Origin of the sequence: Anaerococcus sp. Marseille-Q5996 (assembly GCF_946893725.1) — a bacterium.
GTDB lineage: Bacteria > Bacillota > Clostridia > Tissierellales > Peptoniphilaceae > Anaerococcus > Anaerococcus martiniensis.
Genome location: NZ_CAMPPE010000003.1, coordinates 74901 through 94092, shown reverse-complemented (window position 1 = coordinate 94092; position 19192 = coordinate 74901). Strand labels below are relative to the sequence as shown.

Genomic DNA, 19192 nt, shown 5'->3' with positions numbered 1-19192 from the left:
CTTTAGTTTGGAGTACCATCGGCACTATCATTATCTTCTTTTATATCTTTATCTTCTTTATTTTGATTATCTTCAGGCAATCCCTGCTGATCATCTGCTACAGAATCACCAAGCTCTGCAATATCTGCATCATTTGGAGTATCTCCGGAATTTGTAAGATAAACGTCTAGGTCAAAATATTTGGAAATTACATCTCTCATAATTGGAGTTGCATTGTATGATGTATCACCTTGAGTGAGGACTATACTTATTGAAATTTCCGGGTCATCATATGGTGCAAAACCTACCATCCATGCATAAGAATCATAGTCTGTTCCATCTAGGTTTTTACCTTCTACTTCTGCTGTACCTGTTTTGATACCTATATCTACCGGCATTTGATTTAATATTTTGTTATTTTGAGATACTAAAAGCGTACCGTATTTAATATCTTCAAGATATTTTTTATCCTTTATATCTATCCTTGATCTTTCAGGTACATTGTTAAACAATATATCCCCAGAATCATGATTTGTAACCTTATCTACTAGGGTAAATTTATTTAAATAACCGCCATTTGTAAGAGTAGCAATAGCCCTATTCATCTGAATCGGGGTGTAAGAATTTTGCCCTTGGCCGATTACAATGTTTAGCATATCTGTAATATCCCATTCAGCTTGGTTTAAATATGTGTATTTAATAGTATCGGCGAGACCAGCCCTGTCTTTTCCTTTAGTAATTTCTGCTTCATATCCCTTTTCATCAAGGAAGTCAATAATATTTTTTCTTGTCCATTCACTTGGATTTGCAGTCATTTTTACAATTTCTAGGACATCACTTTCAAATTCGCTTCTAGATTTTTTTACTCCATCCTTTAGATATACTGGCAATTTTTCTTCTAGATAACTTTGTAGCATCATCTTAGTAATTTCAACTTTTTTACCAACTGATGGTATATTTCCAGTTGTTTCTTTTGGTATATTCACCTCAATACCTGTCGGTTGATCGAGTCCTAGTTTTTCTGCTGCAATCCTAATATCATTTAAGTCTAGTTTTGTACCTATGGACTTACCATCATGCGGATTTTCCCCAAGAGCTAAAACATAGAAATAATAGTTATTAGAGTCTCTAATTGCCCCATATAAATTTTCTTCACCTTGAGTTATACCATATTCTGTCCAAGCTAAGTTATTAAATCTCTGGTTACCTACTTCTACATAACCATAGTCTGTAATTACTGCTTGTGGATCTAATCCACTTTCTAATGCTGCTAATGATGTTACTAATTTAAATGTTGATCCAGGCATAACGGCAGTTTGTGTTGCAATATTTAGCATTGGACGAGGCACAAGTGGCCCACTATCTTCTTCTACCTGCAAGCTTTCCCAATCCGATTGAGAAATACCAGTAGAAAATAAATTTGGATCATAATCTGGGAAAGAAGCCATAGCTAAGACTTCCCCAGTTTTTACATTTGACACTACAACTGCACCACTTGATGCGTGAGGAGCCTGTCTAAGTGGCATAAATGTTCCATAATCTGATTCGTATTGGTAGCCTTGGCTAATGGCATCAAGAACACCTTCTAATGATTTTTCAGCTTGTTCTTGAAGATCAGCATCAATTGATAAATACAAATCATCACCTGGTTCAGATGGAGTTTGTGAAATAGTTTGTTTTCTATTTCCTGCTGAGTCTACAGTTACTAATGACTTACCATTTTTTCCCTTTAAATTGTCCTGGTAAGATTCTTCAATACCAGTTTTCCCTATAATTTCATCACGCAAATAATCGCGTTCATTAACATATTTATCTACTTCTTCTGCTGTTGCAATTGGACCCATATAACCCAGTATATGACTTGCCAAGTATCTATTTGGATATGATCTAATAGGTATAGTATCTACCTGAATGCCAGCTGTTGCATCGATATTTTCTTCGATTTTTAAAACTGTAGATTCATCTATATTATATACTAAGTTTATAGGACGATATCCGAAACTGCCTTGACGATTGATTTTATTATCAATTGTAAGAATACCTACTGCCTCTAGGTCTGAGTATTGTTCCAAATCATTTATTTTCTTTAGGTAGTTTAATATTTCTTTTGCATCTTGTTCATTTTCAAGGATTGAAACCACCTTGTCGCGGTCATTTATCTTATCTTTGCCTGCATAATAAGTGTAAAAATTACTTTTTTCGATATTAAATGTGTAATCCCAATCTTCTGGATCATCTTCAGATATATCTATGGATGGATAGATATTATTTCTAGTGTTTGCATTTTGAGCCATATACTTAATATCTTCTGATAATATAAGTGGTTTTAGCAAATCATTTTCATCTGCTATCCTTGCAAGCTCATCTACTGGAGATCCTGCTTGAGGGTTTTTGAAGTTGATATTAACCTTATAAGTATTTCTCTCATCCTTGGTTTCAGTTATAACTTCTGTTTCGAAGTTTGCATAAATTCCAAGATTTTCAAGTTGTTGGATTAAAATATCTGCTGGAATTACATAAGAACCATCATCCTTCACACTAGCCTGGCTTAAGACTTCATTTATAGTTGAAGTTTTTACTATTTCGTAAAAATCATTACTTGGTTCACTTTTTAGGCTAACTTCTGGGTAAACTTTTGATAATTTAGCCTTTTTTTCAATCATATCCTCATTTGCTTTTACAACATAAGGTTCCATTTCAATGCTTCCAAGTAAATTTGCATTTTTTAGAAGCTCATAGGCCAATTTCCTTGCATTTGAGTTTTGCAAAATAGAAAGTAAAACTGATCTGTCGTTGCCAACCGCATCAATTACAACATCAATTGGATCTTCATCTTCGCTATATCCAACAGCTTCCAATTTTTTCTTTGAGTTATCCCTGTAGGATACTTTTACTTGACCTCCATCTTGACTAACATTTGCTGGTATATCAATCCCCCTTTTTTTGAGGGCAAGCAAGGCGGTATTCATTGTTTCATATTCAATATTTTCGTCTTTATAAACAGTAGTTAAAAATTCTCTAACTAAGTCGTTGTCAATGATTGTTGAAACTACAACCTCTGTTGGCATCTGACCTAGGATAAAATAATCTTCTTTTCTTTTATACACGAAGGAATTTAATTTTAGAGCAAATTCATCTGTATAATTTACTCCATCTTCTTCTAAGATATTAACTAGTTTACCAAGATTTTTTATCCTATCTTCTGCTTCTAGTTCTTGAAGTTGGTCCTTATAAATCTGCACAGCAAAAGATGGGATACTTGTTGCAAGAATTTTCCCATTTCTATCGTAAATATTACCACGACTGGCAATTTCATCTACTTCTTTTACTTTTCTATTGTCAGATAAATCTCTATAATAATCTCCTTGACCTATCATAACTGTAAAAAGTCTGCCGATTATTATGGCCATTAGGAGAATTACAAGAGCCTGAATAAGTACTAATCGTCTTTCCTTTTGTTTTCTCACTTAAAAACTCCTAAATCCTATATGTGGGTATATACATTATTTTTTTGACTATATGATAGTAAATAAAATAAATTAATGTATTTAATATAGATTCAATAAGTAAGGGTAATAGCAAGTAATTCATCAAATTGTTTTGTCTGGTAAATATAAAATAAATTAATGTTAAAAGTAAGAAATTGAAGATACTTGCAAAAAATGTCATTACAATACCTGTTGGTCTATCTTTTGCAAAATTAAATCTATCACTTGAAACAAATGACCCTATCAAAAAATATGATAGAGCCCTTGGCCCAATTAAATTTGTAAACAGAAAATCTTCAATAATTCCTGTAATCATTGCCCCATAAGGCCCAATTTTAACCCCCAATACTTGTGATAGTGCTACTATTGCAGGAATTATGATATTTATATTTGCACCAAATATATCAATTTTAGAAAAAATTGTGGTTTGGAGGATAAATGATATTAAAAATACTAAAAATGTTTTAAATTTATTCACTTATATTTTCCTCCTCTGACTCTTTATTTTTTTCATCTATTTGATATGAATTGTTTCCTTTTAGGACTAAAACCCTATAAATATGGGAAAAATCCACTGGTGAATCTACTGTAATATTTTTTCTAAGGGTATCTTGACTCATTGAAACATTGCTAATCTGTCCAATGTAAATTCCATATGGATATACTCCACCTAGACCACTGGTCATTAAAACATCAGAATTTTTAGCTTCACTTTCTACATCAAGCATATAACCTTGGATGGTTCTTGATGTAAATTTATCTATAACCCCATAATCTCCACTTCTGGTATTTATAAATGAAACATCGTTTGCTTGATTGTTTATTGTTTCAACACGTGCTGTTGTTTCAAATACTTCAGTAACTTTACCTACTAGACCTGTGTAGTAATTACTATCTCCAATAGCTTGTAAGATAATATCGTTTTGCTTGATACCATCTTTTTTTCCCTTATCTATTGTAAAATTGCTGGTTAATGAACTTACATCAGAATTTACTACATTTGCTTTGATATATTCATTTTGTGACTCATCAATGGCTTTTGCTTCATTTTTTAGAAAATCTTCTTTATTTATTACTGAAGTGAGTCTTGCATTTTCCATTACTAAAGATCTATTTTCCGATTCTAGCCTCATTACCTCTGCCCTGGTTTCTTTTGATCCAACTGTTCTTTCAATTTGCCCCATTATTTCAGATGAGATTGAGTAAGTAATGCTCTCAATTGGTTCAAAAATTGTATTTGCAATATTTGATCCTGCACCTGAAAGGGCATCAGTTTGAGATGAAACACCCATTACTATCAAAAGTGCAAAAACTGTTATTAAAAAAGATTTGTTGGATTTTTTAATTCTTCTATATGCCATTTTTACCTACTTACGATATTTAAAAAATCTATCTGGATCTTCTAATATCTTACCTGTACCTAAAATTGCATCTGTTTCTGGATTTTCAGATATATAAGAAGATAGATTTAATTTATGTTCTATATATTCACGAAGACCTCGCACTTTACTAATACCACCAGTTAAACCAAAGCCATCTTTCTTGATGTCTGCTGTTAGTTCTGGTGGGATTTTTTCAAGGACTTCATAAATCATACTTACTATTTCATCTGCATAAGGCATTATACATTCTACAAGGTCTTTGCTTTTGATATCTACAGTCTTTGGAGCTGCTGATAATAAATCTCTTCCATCAACACTCATGGAGTTTTCACCATCTTTTACCCTTAGGCTTAATAGATTTATTTTTATATCCTCTGCTGTTTGTCTACCAATATCAAGACGTTTTTTTTCTCTAAATAAATCAATGATGGCATCATCTATGTAATCTCCACCCTTATTTATGGTTTTGCTTGTAACTATGCCATTTAAAGAAATTACAGATACTTCACTAGTACCTGCACCAAGGTTTAAAAGCAAAATGCCCCTTGGATCTTCTGGTGTAAGTCCCATACCAAAGGCTGCGGCTAACGATTCGTCAACTAAAATAATATCACGGCTACCAGCATGAAGTGCTGCATCTTCTATGGCACGTGATTCAATGTCGGTTATTCCACTTGGTACACAAATTACAACCTTTGGTTGAAAAATTGATGTTCCGGGATTTACTTGGTTAAAAAAATGCTTTAACATTGCCTCTGTAAGGTTAAAGTCAGTAATCACTCCATTTTCAATTGGTTTTACAACATGAATATTTGATGGAGTTTTTCCAATCATATCCTTAGCTTCTTGTCCAATGGCCAAAACCTTAGTATTATTTTGGTCTAAAACTATCATTGAAGGCTCATCGATTATGACACCCTCATTCTTTTTATAAACTAAAATATTGCTCGTGCCCAAATCTATGGCAAAATCTGTGGCAACCATTCTTAAATTCATCTACATTTGCTCCTAAATAAAATTTTCTTTTTTAAAACTATAATATCCGTCTTTACCGATAATTATGTGGTCTAGGACTTCTATGTCCAATATTTCACCTGCTTCTACTAGTCTTTGGGTTATTCTAAAATCATCTTTTGATGGAGTAAAATCTCCACTTGGATGATTGTGGGCAAAAACTATTGATTTTGCCGATTTTTTTATAGCAGGTTTAAAGGCCTCTCTAGGATGGACAATGGATGCATCCAAAGTGCCTATACTTATTACTTCTTTAGATATTATAACATTTTTCGTATCTAAAAGGATAGCATAAAAGCATTCATTTTTCTTATCTTGGACTTCATTTTTTAAATATTGGTAAATATCTTCGCTATTTTTTATTTTTGTAATCTTTTTTTCCATGGTTTTTTGAGCAATTCTTTGTCCAAAACGCAAAGAAGCTACAATAGAACTTGCCTTAGCTGACTTTATCCCCTTTATTTTTGTAAGTTCACTTACCTCAATATCAGCTAGACTTTCATAAGAAAATGTTTGTAAAATTTCTCTAGAAAGTTCAATTACATTTTTTTCCTTAGTTCCGGTTGAGATTATAATTGCTAAAAGCTCCTCATCACTTAAGCCATCTGCCCCCTTGCTAATTAATTTCTCCCTTGGCCTATCATCTAGGTCAAAATCCTTAATTGATTTTCTCATTTTTGATGTCTCCAATATTTAATTTTTCCATGTGACTTGCAACATAGTTTACACTAAGACCTACAAAAAAACTTGTAAATACCCCCATCATAACTAGGGCTGGAAAATAAATTAGCATTTTAATATTTCCCATAAAAATAGCTGCAACTAGTATTTGGCCTAGGTTATGGAAAAATGCTCCTATTTCAGAAATACCAACAAATGATGAAAATCTATTTAAAAGTTTTAGTGAAAGACCCATAGCAAGAGATGCTAAGATTGCACCAGCAAAGGAATAGAAAAATGCTGTTACCGATCCTGTAATTAGCATAAGTAAAAATGATTTTAAAACACCTACTAAAAGTGCTGACTTCATACCATAAAAATATAGGGTCAGCAAAATAATCATATTTGAAAAACCAAGTTTAGCCCCAGGAATTGGAACTGGTATTGGAATCATATGTTCAATTAAAGAAATTGCAAGAGCCATGGCTGTCAAAAGCGCAATATTTGTTACTTTTTTCAAATCTTTCATAAACTACCTATTTATCTTATCAATTCCATCGTCTGTGACAGAATTATCAACCACTTCTAAAAACACTCTATTTGGTAAGCAAATTATTGTTTCGCCATTTATACTTATTTCTTTCATATGTGTACAAATCTGGTCCCTACAATTTGCCTCATCCATATATGCCTTACCATCTTTTATCACAATTTTATTAAATTGTGCATTATCATCTAAAACTATTTCCCTATCCTGATCTAAAGGAAATTCACCATATAATTTAGAGTCTTTTTCAACCCTTAATATTTGTCCGGTCGATTTTGTGTTCATATTCGAAATTCCAAAGGCCATTAACATACTCAAAAGCAATAGGCTAATTGAAATAATTATATCACCCTTTTTAATTTTCATAAAAAATACCTCATTATATGAGTTTACGTTTAATAGTTTTTCTTGTCAATTTAGGGCAAAATATGAGTTTATAAAAAAAATAAACCGGCTAGGCCGGCTTATCTTTTGCTTATTATTCAAATACTTTTATACATTTGTTTGGACACTTATCAGCAGCTTGTTTTAATAATTCAACATCTAGGTCTGGGTTGATATTTTCTACTGATAGGTTTTTCTTCATCTCAAATCCTTCTGGATAAGTTTTTGCACATAGTGTACATGCTATACATGCCTTATCACATTTTTTACGTGCATCTTTACCTTTTTCTTGGTTAGAACATAAAACAACTGCTTTTTGTGCGTATGGTACAAGTGTGATAATATCTTTTGGACAAGCTTCTACACATTTACCACAAGCTACACATTTATCACGATCAACTTTTGCTACTCCATTATGTACGTGGATAGCATCGAAAGGGCAAACTTTTTCGCAAGTTCCACATCCTATGCATCCGTAGTTACATTCTTTTTTACCACCGAAAAGTGCTATTTGTGCTCTACAATCTTCAAGCCCTGAATACTCAAATAAATCTTTTGCACTTTCACAATCTCCATTACATTTTACAACTGCAACTTGTCTATTATCACTTGCTACTGCTTCAACTCCCATAACTTTTGCTACTGCTTCTGTTGTAGTTGGTCCACCAATTACACAGGCACTTACAGGAGCTTCTCCATTTGCAATTGCTGCAGCACATCCATCACATCCTGGATAACCGCAAGCTCCACAGTTTGCACCTGGTAGTGCATTTCTAACTGCTTCTTCTGTAACTGATGTTTCTACTTTAAATTTTGAACTTATTAGTCCAAGAGCAATAGCAAATAAAAATCCTAAGGCCCCTAGAACTAAAACTGGTAATAATATTTCATTCATAAATGACTCCTATAATCCTGCAAAGCCCATAAATGCTATTGACATAAGTCCTAGGGTAATAAGACTCATTGGCGCACCTTTAAAGGCTTCTGGAGTATCATTTTCTGCAATTCTTTCTCTTATGTATGATAGGATCATCATAGCTAGCATAAATCCTAATGATGCTGCTAGGGCATAAACAATAGTTTGAAGCAAATCATATTGGTTTGTAATTGTTTTTATAGCTACACCTAGTACAACACAGTTAGTTGTAATAAGCGGTAAGAACACACCCAAAGCTCCATATAAGCTAGGCATATTTTTCTTCATTACAGTCTCTACTGATTGTACTAAAGATGCTATAACTAAGATAAATACAACTGTTTGTAAATATTCTATATGTAATGGCTCAAGTAAGTAGTATTGAATAAACCAGGTTACTATTGACGATAAAGTAATTACAAATATAACTGCGAAACTCATACCACGAGCTGTTTCAACTTTACTGGTTACCCCTAAAGTAGGGCAAATTCCTAAGAATTGTCCTAATACATAGTTTGATACAAATATTGCACCAATTATTATTGATATTAAATCTGTCATATGCTCTCCTATTTAGCTAAAGCAGCTTTACGTTCTTTTTTGTTAGTATAAGCTGCATATGCTGCAAATAATAAACCTAAAACTATAAATGATGATGCTGGTTGTTGTAAGAATCCAATTGTGTATTCTGCTGGAATAATAGTTTTTCCAAATACTGTTCCTGCTCCTAATAATTCTCTTACAAAAGCTAAAACTGAGATAGCAAGAGTATAACCAAGTCCTTGGCCAAATCCATCAACAATAGATGCGATAGGACCATTTTTTGAAGCAAATCCTTCTGCACGAGCAAGAATTACACAGTTTACTACAATTAGCGGGATAAATATACCTAAAGATTTATATAAAGAAGGTACATACGCCCTAAGTACTAACTGAACTATAGTTACAAATCCTGCAATAATTACGATAAAAGCTGGGATTCTAATTTCATCTTTTATAAAATTTCTAAGTAAAGATACTACTAGGTTACTCATCACTAATACAAATATAACTGATAATCCCATACCAATAGCATTTTGCATAGTTGATGAAACCCCTAGGACTGAACACATTCCTACTAATTGTACAAAGACTGGGTTATTTTTAAATATCCCATCAGAAAATACCTTACCAAGATTTACTTTTTGTTTTCTTTTACTATCTACTTTTGCATTTTCGTCTACAAAAGGTCTATCTAATTGTTGTTCCATTGTAACTCCTATTCCAGACTAGCTAGTACTTGTCTAGCATCGTTAATTCCTTTTACAATAGTTGTAGTAGAAATTGTAGCTCCAGATATTCCGACTATTTCATTTTCGCCACCAGCTTCTGAATAGCCAACTTCATTATCCATATTTACTCCAACCATTCCCTCTTTAAAGAAATCTTGTTCCATTTCAGCACCAAATCCTGGTGACTCTGAGTGATTTAATGGAGCAAATCCTGTTATGTTATGGTCTTTGTCAACACCTATTAGGTATTCAATATCTCCACCATATCCACCAGGAGAATTGATTTGGAATACATATCCCTCCCCATCAGCTGTAACGGCCTTATAAACATTTTTTATTGTTTCTGGTTTATCCACTTCTAATTCTTCATAAGAATCTGCAGGATAAACTACAGATAGAGATTCTTTTAATTCTTGTGCTTGATTTTCTGCAACTACTGGAGCTGTCAGACTATTTGTAAAGGCAAGAGCTAATGCTACTACTGCTGTTATAACAAATAATCTTAAACCTAATTTAAAATTATTCATTTGCTACTCCTTTTTGTTTGCTATAATCTACCCCAAATACTTTTGGTCTTGTATATTTTTCTATAATTGGTACTACAAGGTTTGCAAGTAAGATAGAATAACTTACTCCTTCTGGATAACCACCAAAGGCTCTAATAACTGCTGTCAATATTCCTGCTAATACTGCATAAACAATTTGACCCTTTGGAGTTACTGGGCTAGTTGTGTAGTCTGTAAGCATAAATATTGCACCAAGAAGTAAACCACCTGATAAAACATCTTTTAGTATATTGTCAAAACCTGTAAATAATCCTGAAAGAATTGTAACTGTCGCTATGTAAATAAGTGGCATTTTGATATTAATAACTCTTCTAATTAGTAGGTAAGCACATCCTAAAAGTAGGGCTAGGGCTGAAACTTCACCTAAAGATCCAGGAATATTTCCTAAAAATAAATCCATTACAGAATAAGATTGTGGCTCTGAAAGTGGAGTTGCAGCTGAAAGTGCTGAAATTGTGCTAACTGATTTTAGAGTTGCTACTCTTTGAGGTGGTACAAATGTTGACATTGTTTCCGACCAAGAAGCAAGTAAAAATGCTCTTGCAGCCAAGGCTGGGTTTACTATATTTTGTCCAAGACCACCAAAGGCCATTTTTACAACTACAATTGCAAAAATCGCACCTATAACTATTTGCCAAACAGGTAGAGTAAATGGCACATTGTAAGCTAATAATATACCTGTTACTACTGCTGACAAATCTTTTACAGTTTGTTTTCTTTTTGTAAATTTGTTAAATAAAAATTCTGATAAAACGCAAGCTAAAACTGATGCTAATATTAAAATTAAGGCTCTGTAACCAAAATAATATACTGCAGCAATGCCCGCTGGTACTAAAGCGATTATTACATCTCTCATCTCACTTTGTACAGTATTTTTACTTCTCACATGAGGAGAAGATGTGACTAATAATTTTTCTCTATTTTCCATATATCTACTCCTACTTACCCTTTCCTGCTTGTCTTATTTGACGCTTACCAAATCTAATTGCTTCCACAAGCGGTCTCTTAGATGGGCAAATATAAGAACAAGATCCACATTCTATACAATCCATAATTCTATAATCTTCAGCCTTATCAAATTTTTCATTTAAGGCAAATTTGTGGATATAAAGAGGCAGTAAATTAACTGGGCAAACATCAACACAACGAGAACATCTAATGCATGGTTCAATTTCTGCTGGGATTGCTTCTTCTTTTGTTTGTACTAAAATACAGTTTGTAGCTTTTTCTACTGGATTTCCTGAATTTGGTTGGGCAATACCCATCATTGGTCCACCGCTAATTAGTTTTCCAATTTCACCATTTAATCCTCCAACTGCATCAATTGCATAATCAAAAGATGTACCTACTTTTACTAGGACATTTTGAGGATTTTTAACATTATGACCTGTTACTGTCATAACTCTTTCATAAAGTGGTTTATCATAATAGATTGCTTCATATACTGCATTTACAGTAGAAACATTTGATACTATAACTCCTGCATCCATTGGTAGACCACCTGATGGTACAGTTCTATTTAAAGTAGCATCAATAAGTCTTTTTTCATCCCCTTGTGGATATTTTGTAGCAAGTTTAACTACTTTTAGCTCTGGCATATTTGTAGCATGATTTTTATATTCTTCTAAATATGCTGATACTGCTTCAGAGGCCTTTGGTTTATTATCTTCAATCGCAATAATTCCTTGTTTTGCCCCTGATCCTACTACTAAAATTTCTAGACCCTTTACAATATTTTCTGATCTATTTTTTAGTATATAATCATCGCAAGTAACGTATGGTTCGCATTCTGCACCGTTTACTATTACTGTGTCAACTTCTTTTGCTGGTGTATATTTTATGTGAGTTGGAAAGGCTGCCCCACCCATACCAACTATTCCAGCCGCTTTAATTTTCTCTACGATATCTTCTTTATTTAATTGAACGTTTTCGTTTAATATGTACTCTTTTTCTTGATCGTAGCCTTCTGTATCAATAACAACTGCTTGAGAATTTTTACCGGATGCTGTTTGAATATCTATTATGTCTTTTACAACTCCATTTACTGATGAATGGATATTTGCTGAGAAGTTACCAACAGCCTCGCCGATTAAATCTCCTATATGTACTTCGTCTTTTTTATTTACAAGACATTTACTTGGTGCACCAATATGTTGAGTAAGCGGAATCACTAGCTCATTTGGTGTAGGTAAGGTGTACAGTTCACTATTTTCTGAAAGTTCTTTGAACTCATCTATGTGAACACCTTTTCTAAATGTCAAAGCATTTCCTGCCATATGCATCTCCTTAATATTATTTATCTTCTTTTATATTATAAATGAATTTGTGACTTTCATCAACAACTATAGGATATTATATAAAAGATCGTTGATGAATGTCATAAAATTATTGTAACTTAATTGTCCTAGGTCAGATAATTCTGTATTGGATGGGAGACCATCCTTATAAAATGTTTTATAAACATCGTAGGTGGATTCTACCTTTGTGACATATTGTCTGGTTTCTTCAAATGGAATTTTTGAAACATCTGGATTATCCTTATCTAAAATCCCTTCCTTGATCCATTTATCGACATTTCCCACTCCACCATTGTAGGCTGCTAGGGCTAATTGACGATTGTTATAATATCTCATCAAATAATCATAATAACCTACTCCAAGTTTTAAGTTGTAGTCAATGTCATTTAATTTTTCTGGATAATATTCCATATCAACTACTTCTGCTGAATGTTTTGCAGTTTCATCTAGAATTTGCATTAGCCCTTGGGCGCCTTGGTGGCTGTGAGCATCGTTATCAAAGTCTGACTCTACTTTTACAATAGCTGCAGTAAATAGTGGATCCACATTTGCCTGTTCAGATATTTCTGTAATCTGCTCTTGATAATTGATTTGTGTGCGTGAAGTTTGGTAGGCTATTATCCCGTAGCTTATAGCTATTGCTAACAATATTGTAAGCAATATATAGCCTATAAATTTTCCTATAAATTTTAAAACTTTCATAGTAAATCCTTTTGTTTTAAGACTTTTTTAAGTTGGGTAGAAAGATTTTCTACACTTGTGCTATTATCAAAAACTACATTACTATTTTCTTTCATATTTAGTAATTGTTCTTGACTTTCTAATTTTGCTTTAGCATATTCAAGACTGATTTTATCTCTTTGCATCAATCTCTTGATTTGAATTTGATAGTCAGCGACCACCAGCCATACTTCATCTGCATTAAATTTCTCTTCCATTTGAAAGAAAAGTGGGATTTCGATAAAAACTACTTTTTCATCTAAGATTTCGATTTGTTTTTCAATCTCATCTAAGATATTTCTGTGGCTAAGCTGATTTAGTTTTTTTAGTTTTTTTCTATCAGAAAAAATTATTTGTGCAAGTTTCTTTTTATTTAAGCATTCATTTTCAAAAGCTTGATTAAAATCCCCAGATTTTTTTATAGCCTCATAATTTTTTGCTCCAGGAATTAGTAATTCTTTGTTTACTTCATCTGCAGATATAAGCTTAAAACCCATTTCTTCTAATAGCTTGCACAAGGTTGATTTTCCAGAAGCTATTGTCCCTGTAATTACAATCTTACTTGGACTCATACATGCTTTCTCCTGTATCAATTTCAACTAGTAAGGGTACCTTAAGGCTAGCAGCTGATTCCATGGATTGTCTTAAAATCTCAATTGCCTTTTCCTTATCCTCTATAGAAGATTCCAGAATGATTTCATCGTGGATTTGGAGGATAATCTGTGCATCAAGACCTGCTTTTTTAAGATTTTCATCTGTTTTTATCATAGCAATTTTTATAATATCTGCTGCTGTACCTTGGATTGGAGTATTTAGGGCAACCCTTTCTCCAAAGCTTCTTACATTAAAGTTTTTTGAAGTGATTTCTGGAATGTATCTCCTGCGATTAAATAAGGTCTCTGTAAATCCGTCTTCACGGGCCTTTTTTATGATGTTATCCATATATTTTTTTACATTTGGATATCCTTCAAAAAATCCTTCTATATAATCTTTTGCTAGAGGTCTTGGTATATTTAAGTTTTGGGACAGTCCATAATCACTTATCCCATAAATTATACCAAAATTTACTGCCTTTGCATTGTATCTTTCAACTTTTGTAACTTCTTCTAAAGGTCTGTCAAAAACTTCTGATGCTGTTTTTGTGTGAATATCAACCCCATTTATGAAGGCATCTATCATATTTTCATCTTCCGATAATGATGCTAATATTCTAAGCTCGATTTGAGAATAATCAGCATCTATTAAAATTTTGCCAGGACTTGCCTTAAAGGCTTTTCTAATTTTGCGACCTTCTTCAGTTCTTATAGGCAAATTTTGTAAATTTGGTTCTGTAGATGAAAGTCTGCCTGTGGAAGCAATGCTCTGCCTAAAGGTCGATCTTATTCTTCCGTCTTCATCGATTGCACTTTCCAGGCCTTCGATATAAGTTGAACGCAATTTGTACATTTCCCTGTATTGTTCGATTTTAGGGATAATTTGATGTTCATCGCGTAATTTTTCTAGAACTGATGCATCAGTTGAAAATCCAGTTTTAGTTTTCTTTATAACTGGTAAGTCTAAATCTTTAAATAAGACCTCCCCTAATTGTTTTGTAGAATTGATGTTAAATTCAGAACCTGCTAGCTCATAAATCTCCCTAGTCAACCCTTCTAAAACCTCATCTATTTCAGATTTAAGGTTTTCCAAAACTTTAATATCCGTTACAAAACCAGCTATTTCCATATCTGCAAGAACCTTGGAAAGTTTAATTTCTATATCTTGGTAGAGGTCATACATCTTGTAGGATTTTAATTCATCTACCAGTTTTTCTTTGGAATTTTCAATAGTGTAAAGAACTGATGCTATATATGAATTTAATTCGTCTTGGTCGATGTCTTCGTATTTTTTAGTTTTTGCACCTTTGCCAATTAAATCTACCTCACTTATAAGTTCAAAATCCGAATAAATTTGACTTAAAGTTTTCACATCATATGATGACCTAGATGGATCTATTAGATAATGCATTAGCATAGCATCATCATAAGGCAAGGCCACATCAATTCCTAATTTATTTAATAAAACTACATCTTCTTTTATATCAAAAGAATTTTTTATTATATTCTTATCTGCAAAAATATCTTTAAATTTTGAAACAAATTCATCATCAGCCTTTATAATATAAGTCGTGCCTTCAATAGTTTTTATAGCTAACTTATAAATCTGTGAATGAATGTAATTTTGCCCATCAAAAAAAGATTTAAAAGTAAATTCTTTATTTTTATTAATAGAATCTATTAGTCCTTTGTAATCATCAGTTTCTAAATATTCAAATTCTCTATCCGTATCAGCAACATCAACCTGACCTTCGATTTTTTCTAAAAACTTATTGAAGTTATATTTTGAAAACTTTTCTTTAAGTGCTGGATAATCTGGCTCAGTTAATTCTAGATCAGACAATTCAATTTCTACTGGGGCATTTTTAATTATTGTCCCAATTTTTTTGCTCATATAGGCTATTGATTCGCTATCTATTAAAGTTTGCTTGGTTTTTTTACCAGAGATTTCATCAATATGATCGTAAAGTCCCTCAATAGAACCATACTTTTGGATATATCCAATTGCTTTTTTAGGACCTATACCATCAACACCAGGGATATTATCAGATTTATCTCCCTCAAGACCCTTAACATCTATTAATTGTTGGGGTGTCAAACCATATTCTTCTTTTATAGTTGATAAGTTATACTCAACCATATCAGAAATGCCTTTTTTAGTAAGATAAACTGTAATATGCTCATCAACTAACTGTAAATAATCACGGTCTCCAGTTATGATTACAACTTCATAACCTGCTTCTTGGCCCATATCGGCATAAGTTCCTACTATATCATCAGCCTCAAAACCATCAAGGTCTGTATAGGCTACTTTCATAGAGTCAAGTATATCTTTTAAAATTCCAAATTGATAAGAAAGCTCACTTGGCATCTTATCACGGGTTGCCTTATAATCTTTAAACTCATCGTGGCGGAAAGTTTTACCAGACCTATCAAAGGCAACAAGAACAGAATCTGGATTATATTTATCAAAAGCATTTTGGTACATAGTTAAAAAACCATACACACCGTTGGTCATTACCCCATCGTTGTTTGTAAGGTTTGGAAGAGCAAAAAAAGCCCTAAAAATCAAACTAGAACCATCAATTAGCATAAGTGTTTTACTCATTTGTCACTCCTTAGTTATAGTATAACGTAAAATGTGGATATTTTAAAGATTTGATTAAAATAGTATATGAATTTATAGGTTAGTAAAGTCTTTTAAAAAATCATAAAAAAAACCTCGTAATCTAATCGACTACGAGGTTTTTATATTATTTTTTATAGACTCTTGGTCTCTCTTAAGCGAATAAGCTTTTTTGGTGCCGGTGGTGGGACTCGAACCCACACGCCCTGGTGGACAACAGAGTTTGAGTCTGTCTCGTCTGCCAATTCCAACACACCGGCTCAATGGTTACCTAATGATTATAACACTTTTTGCCTTCTTTGCAAATTGGTATTGGCAAGTTTCTCCCTTATATTCTTACTAAAATAGATTTTCATAGCTAGAATTGCTAATATAAATCCTATTATGACTCCTCCAATTACATCTGTGGGAAAATGAACGTACAAATATAATCTGCTAAAGGCAATTAAAACGGCCAATATACCTGTAAGTACTTTTAGTGATTTTTTCTTAGCCATAAATAATACTATAGTAAAAATTGTAAAAGCGTAGGATGTATGCCCTGAGGGAAATGAACCATCTTTTAAGGCTGGAATTAATAAGTTTGCGTAGTTTACAATATTAAAGGGTCTCACTCTGGCAAAAATATTTTTTAATAATAAATTTACTATTATCAGATTTAAAATAAATCCTAAGACCATTACCTTGCCCATGGTCTTATATTCTTTTGTAGATAAAAAAATTATTATAAAGGCAATCCAAATTATCGACAAATTACCAAGGCTTGTAATTGTTACCATAAATTTATCAAGGCCAGGTGTCGATAATTTCTGAATTGCATCTAGGATTCCAATTTCAAAATTAGTCCACGACCCCATTAATAATCTACCTCACTAGTAATGGTCGCCATGGTTGCATCATAAGCTTTTTGTATCCTATCTCTTTGGTATTCGTCAACTTCATCATAATATTTCCCACCATCTAGGAAATCTTCACATAAGTAAGTTCTCACACTGCGTCCATAATCGTTATAAGTCATACCAACCCAAAGAGGATAAGCTTCGATCTCATCGATTGAAGTTTTGCCATCTGCTAGATTTTTGGATAATTCAAATCTATATGCTACTGATTGCTCAGTCCTGATGTCATTTACTGTTTCTAAATTTTGAATACTTATAAAATTTCCGCAGGCATAGGCTATAAATCCTTTTCTGCCATCAGCTGATTCGTATTCTTCATAAGGCTCTACTACGTGTGGATGATTTCCTATTACTAGGTCTGCTCCCCAGTCAATCATTTTACGCCCTAATTCTATTTGGCTAGGATCTGCATTTGAGCGCAATTCTATCCCCCAATGAGGATATACCACTACAAAATCAGCACCCTTTGCCTTTGCTTTTTTGATGTCATCTTTGATTTCATCTTCATTTAGGTAGTTTACTTCTGGTACTTCTTCACGTACTTGAAATAAATCTACTTTCCCATTACATCCATAGGTATAGGATAAGAATGCAAGTTTGATATTACCAACTTCTTTTATGATAAATCTAGTGTCATCACCCTCAGCACGGGTACCTACATGATCAAGTCCTGCATCCCTAATAGCTTCAATTGTTGTATTGACTCCCTCAATGTCATTGTCTAGGGAGTGATTGTTAGCAGTTGTTACAATATCAAATCCAGCTTCTTTTATTGCTTCCAGATACTCTGGTGGAGCATTGAATCTAGGGTGACCAGCGTATGGGACGTTTGGATCAGTAGTTGTTTCATAATTTGCTATTGCAATATCTGCATCACTAATAAAATCTGAAACATACATAAATGAATCTGAAAAATCATAAAATCCCCCACCCTTATTATAGGCGTATTGGGTTTGTCCCATATTTGCCATAAGGTCTCCACCTGTTTTTAGAGTTATGGTTTCAATTTTTTCTTCAACTTCCTCTTGTTCATCTGTACCATTTGCATCTACAACTTCTGTTTCACTTTCTTCACTTTGATTGGTTGCTGGTGAAATCTCATTAGTGTCTAAGTTTTCAATAAGATCAGCAGTTCTTACTGGCTCTTTGCTCTCTTCTTTCACTTCTTCCTTGCTACAAGCAGTTAAAAGCAAAAGTGAAAAAAATAAGGCAAATGTTCTTTTTATTTTTATCATAGTTCCTCCCAATATTTGCTAAGTCTATTGTAACCCAAAAGCCTAAAATTAGGCAATAAAAAACACCCTTTGATAGGTGAATTTTATATTAGACTACTATATGCTTCTTTTTTGCCCTTACTATATAAAAGAATAAAGACTGCAAGAGCCAAAATCAAAATTAATACAGATTTTATATACTTATTGTAATTTTCCGCTAGCATATGAGTATTGCTGTAAATTATATAATAGATTATGGGAACTAAAACGATTAATAAAATTGCAATTATTAAATCTTTTCTAAATGCACTTTTCATATTTTCTTTTTCTAAATCTATAAATTCACTAGCTGCAACAGTGTACTTATTTGCTTGTTTTTCTTTTAGTTTTCTCTTTGAAAAATTACCTGTAAGCACCATTATTAATCCTATTAAGAAAACTATAAGAGATGGCAATATCCTATCTTCTATCTTTTCTGATATTATTAGCAAATATGGAATTATTGATACAATAATAATGAAAAAACCTAGGGCAAATATTAGCGAATAAATATTGTGCTTACTTACGTATTTTCTAACTGATTCAGTGTCCTTATATTCTGATTGAAAATTATCGTTCATTTTTATCTCCTTAAAG

At 32.8% G+C, this 19192-nt stretch carries 19 protein-coding genes and 1 tRNA gene; all 20 read right to left on the bottom strand.

What is annotated here, in order from left to right; genetic code table 11:
* Nucleotides 1-2 precede the first annotated feature (2 nt).
* A complete protein-coding gene (locus tag OC526_RS04855; RefSeq protein WP_262122474.1) occupies nucleotides 3-3446 on the bottom strand; it encodes a penicillin-binding transpeptidase domain-containing protein in 3444 nt (1147 codons plus the stop codon).
* Nucleotides 3447-3456: 10 nt separating this feature from the next.
* Nucleotides 3457-3945, bottom strand: coding sequence for a rod shape-determining protein MreD (gene mreD / locus OC526_RS04850; protein WP_262122472.1), 489 nt, complete (start codon nucleotides 3943-3945; stop codon nucleotides 3457-3459).
* Entirely contained in the window at nucleotides 3938-4828 is an 891-nt protein-coding gene (gene mreC, locus OC526_RS04845; RefSeq protein ID WP_262122471.1) for a rod shape-determining protein MreC, read from the bottom strand. Before mreC ends, mreD begins: the two co-directional genes overlap by 8 nt.
* A 6-nt stretch (nucleotides 4829-4834) precedes the next feature.
* On the bottom strand, nucleotides 4835-5845 hold the full coding sequence (locus tag OC526_RS04840; RefSeq protein ID WP_262122469.1) for a rod shape-determining protein: 1011 nt from the start codon (nucleotides 5843-5845) through the stop codon (nucleotides 4835-4837).
* Nucleotides 5846-5857: 12 nt separating this feature from the next.
* Entirely contained in the window at nucleotides 5858-6538 is a 681-nt protein-coding gene (gene radC, locus OC526_RS04835; RefSeq protein WP_262122467.1) for a RadC family protein, read from the bottom strand.
* Nucleotides 6522-7052, bottom strand: a complete 531-nt coding sequence (locus OC526_RS04830) for a Gx transporter family protein (RefSeq protein ID WP_262122466.1) — start codon at nucleotides 7050-7052, stop codon at nucleotides 6522-6524. Before OC526_RS04830 ends, radC begins: the two co-directional genes overlap by 17 nt.
* A gap of 3 nt (nucleotides 7053-7055) precedes the next feature.
* Nucleotides 7056-7436 (bottom strand): NusG domain II-containing protein, encoded by a 381-nt coding sequence (locus OC526_RS04825; protein WP_262122464.1) that lies wholly within the window; start codon nucleotides 7434-7436, stop codon nucleotides 7056-7058.
* A 112-nt stretch (nucleotides 7437-7548) separates the two neighbouring features.
* Nucleotides 7549-8349: an RnfABCDGE type electron transport complex subunit B gene (locus tag OC526_RS04820; RefSeq protein WP_262122463.1), complete on the bottom strand. Its 801-nt coding sequence runs from the start codon at nucleotides 8347-8349 to the stop codon at nucleotides 7549-7551.
* Nucleotides 8350-8358: 9 nt separating this feature from the next.
* A complete protein-coding gene (locus tag OC526_RS04815; RefSeq protein ID WP_262122462.1) occupies nucleotides 8359-8931 on the bottom strand; it encodes an electron transport complex protein RnfA in 573 nt (190 codons plus the stop codon).
* Between the two features lie 8 nt (nucleotides 8932-8939).
* The gene (rsxE, locus tag OC526_RS04810; RefSeq protein ID WP_262122461.1) at nucleotides 8940-9620 is read right to left on the bottom strand and encodes an electron transport complex subunit RsxE; all 681 of its coding nucleotides are present in this window, start codon (nucleotides 9618-9620) and stop codon (nucleotides 8940-8942) included.
* Nucleotides 9621-9628: 8 nt separating this feature from the next.
* Nucleotides 9629-10168, bottom strand: coding sequence for an FMN-binding protein (locus tag OC526_RS04805; RefSeq protein ID WP_262122460.1), 540 nt, complete (start codon nucleotides 10166-10168; stop codon nucleotides 9629-9631).
* Complete coding sequence (locus OC526_RS04800) at nucleotides 10161-11135, bottom strand: RnfABCDGE type electron transport complex subunit D (RefSeq protein WP_262122459.1); 975 nt, start codon at nucleotides 11133-11135, stop codon at nucleotides 10161-10163. The genes OC526_RS04805 and OC526_RS04800 overlap by 8 nt, the downstream gene beginning before the upstream one ends.
* 10 nt (nucleotides 11136-11145) lie before the next feature.
* A complete protein-coding gene (gene rsxC, locus OC526_RS04795) occupies nucleotides 11146-12483 on the bottom strand; it encodes an electron transport complex subunit RsxC (protein ID WP_262122458.1) in 1338 nt (445 codons plus the stop codon).
* Nucleotides 12484-12549: 66 nt separating this feature from the next.
* The gene (locus OC526_RS04790) at nucleotides 12550-13206 is read right to left on the bottom strand and encodes a lytic transglycosylase domain-containing protein (protein WP_262122456.1); all 657 of its coding nucleotides are present in this window, start codon (nucleotides 13204-13206) and stop codon (nucleotides 12550-12552) included.
* Nucleotides 13203-13796, bottom strand: a complete 594-nt coding sequence (gene coaE / locus OC526_RS04785; RefSeq protein WP_262122454.1) for a dephospho-CoA kinase — start codon at nucleotides 13794-13796, stop codon at nucleotides 13203-13205. The genes OC526_RS04790 and coaE overlap by 4 nt, the downstream gene beginning before the upstream one ends.
* Nucleotides 13783-16425: a DNA polymerase I gene (polA, locus tag OC526_RS04780; protein ID WP_262122452.1), complete on the bottom strand. Its 2643-nt coding sequence runs from the start codon at nucleotides 16423-16425 to the stop codon at nucleotides 13783-13785. The genes coaE and polA overlap by 14 nt, the downstream gene beginning before the upstream one ends.
* A gap of 191 nt (nucleotides 16426-16616) precedes the next feature.
* Nucleotides 16617-16703 (bottom strand) — tRNA-Leu (locus OC526_RS04775).
* Nucleotides 16704-16721: 18 nt separating this feature from the next.
* Complete coding sequence (locus OC526_RS04770) at nucleotides 16722-17300, bottom strand: phosphatase PAP2 family protein (protein WP_262122450.1); 579 nt, start codon at nucleotides 17298-17300, stop codon at nucleotides 16722-16724.
* Nucleotides 17300-18577 carry a CapA family protein gene (locus OC526_RS04765; protein ID WP_262122448.1) on the bottom strand — a complete coding sequence of 426 codons (1278 nt, stop codon included), beginning with the start codon at nucleotides 18575-18577 and terminating at the stop codon, nucleotides 17300-17302. The genes OC526_RS04770 and OC526_RS04765 overlap by 1 nt, the downstream gene beginning before the upstream one ends.
* A gap of 83 nt (nucleotides 18578-18660) precedes the next feature.
* Nucleotides 18661-19176, bottom strand: coding sequence for a hypothetical protein (locus tag OC526_RS04760; protein ID WP_262122447.1), 516 nt, complete (start codon nucleotides 19174-19176; stop codon nucleotides 18661-18663).
* Between the last annotated feature and the right edge of the window lie 16 nt (nucleotides 19177-19192).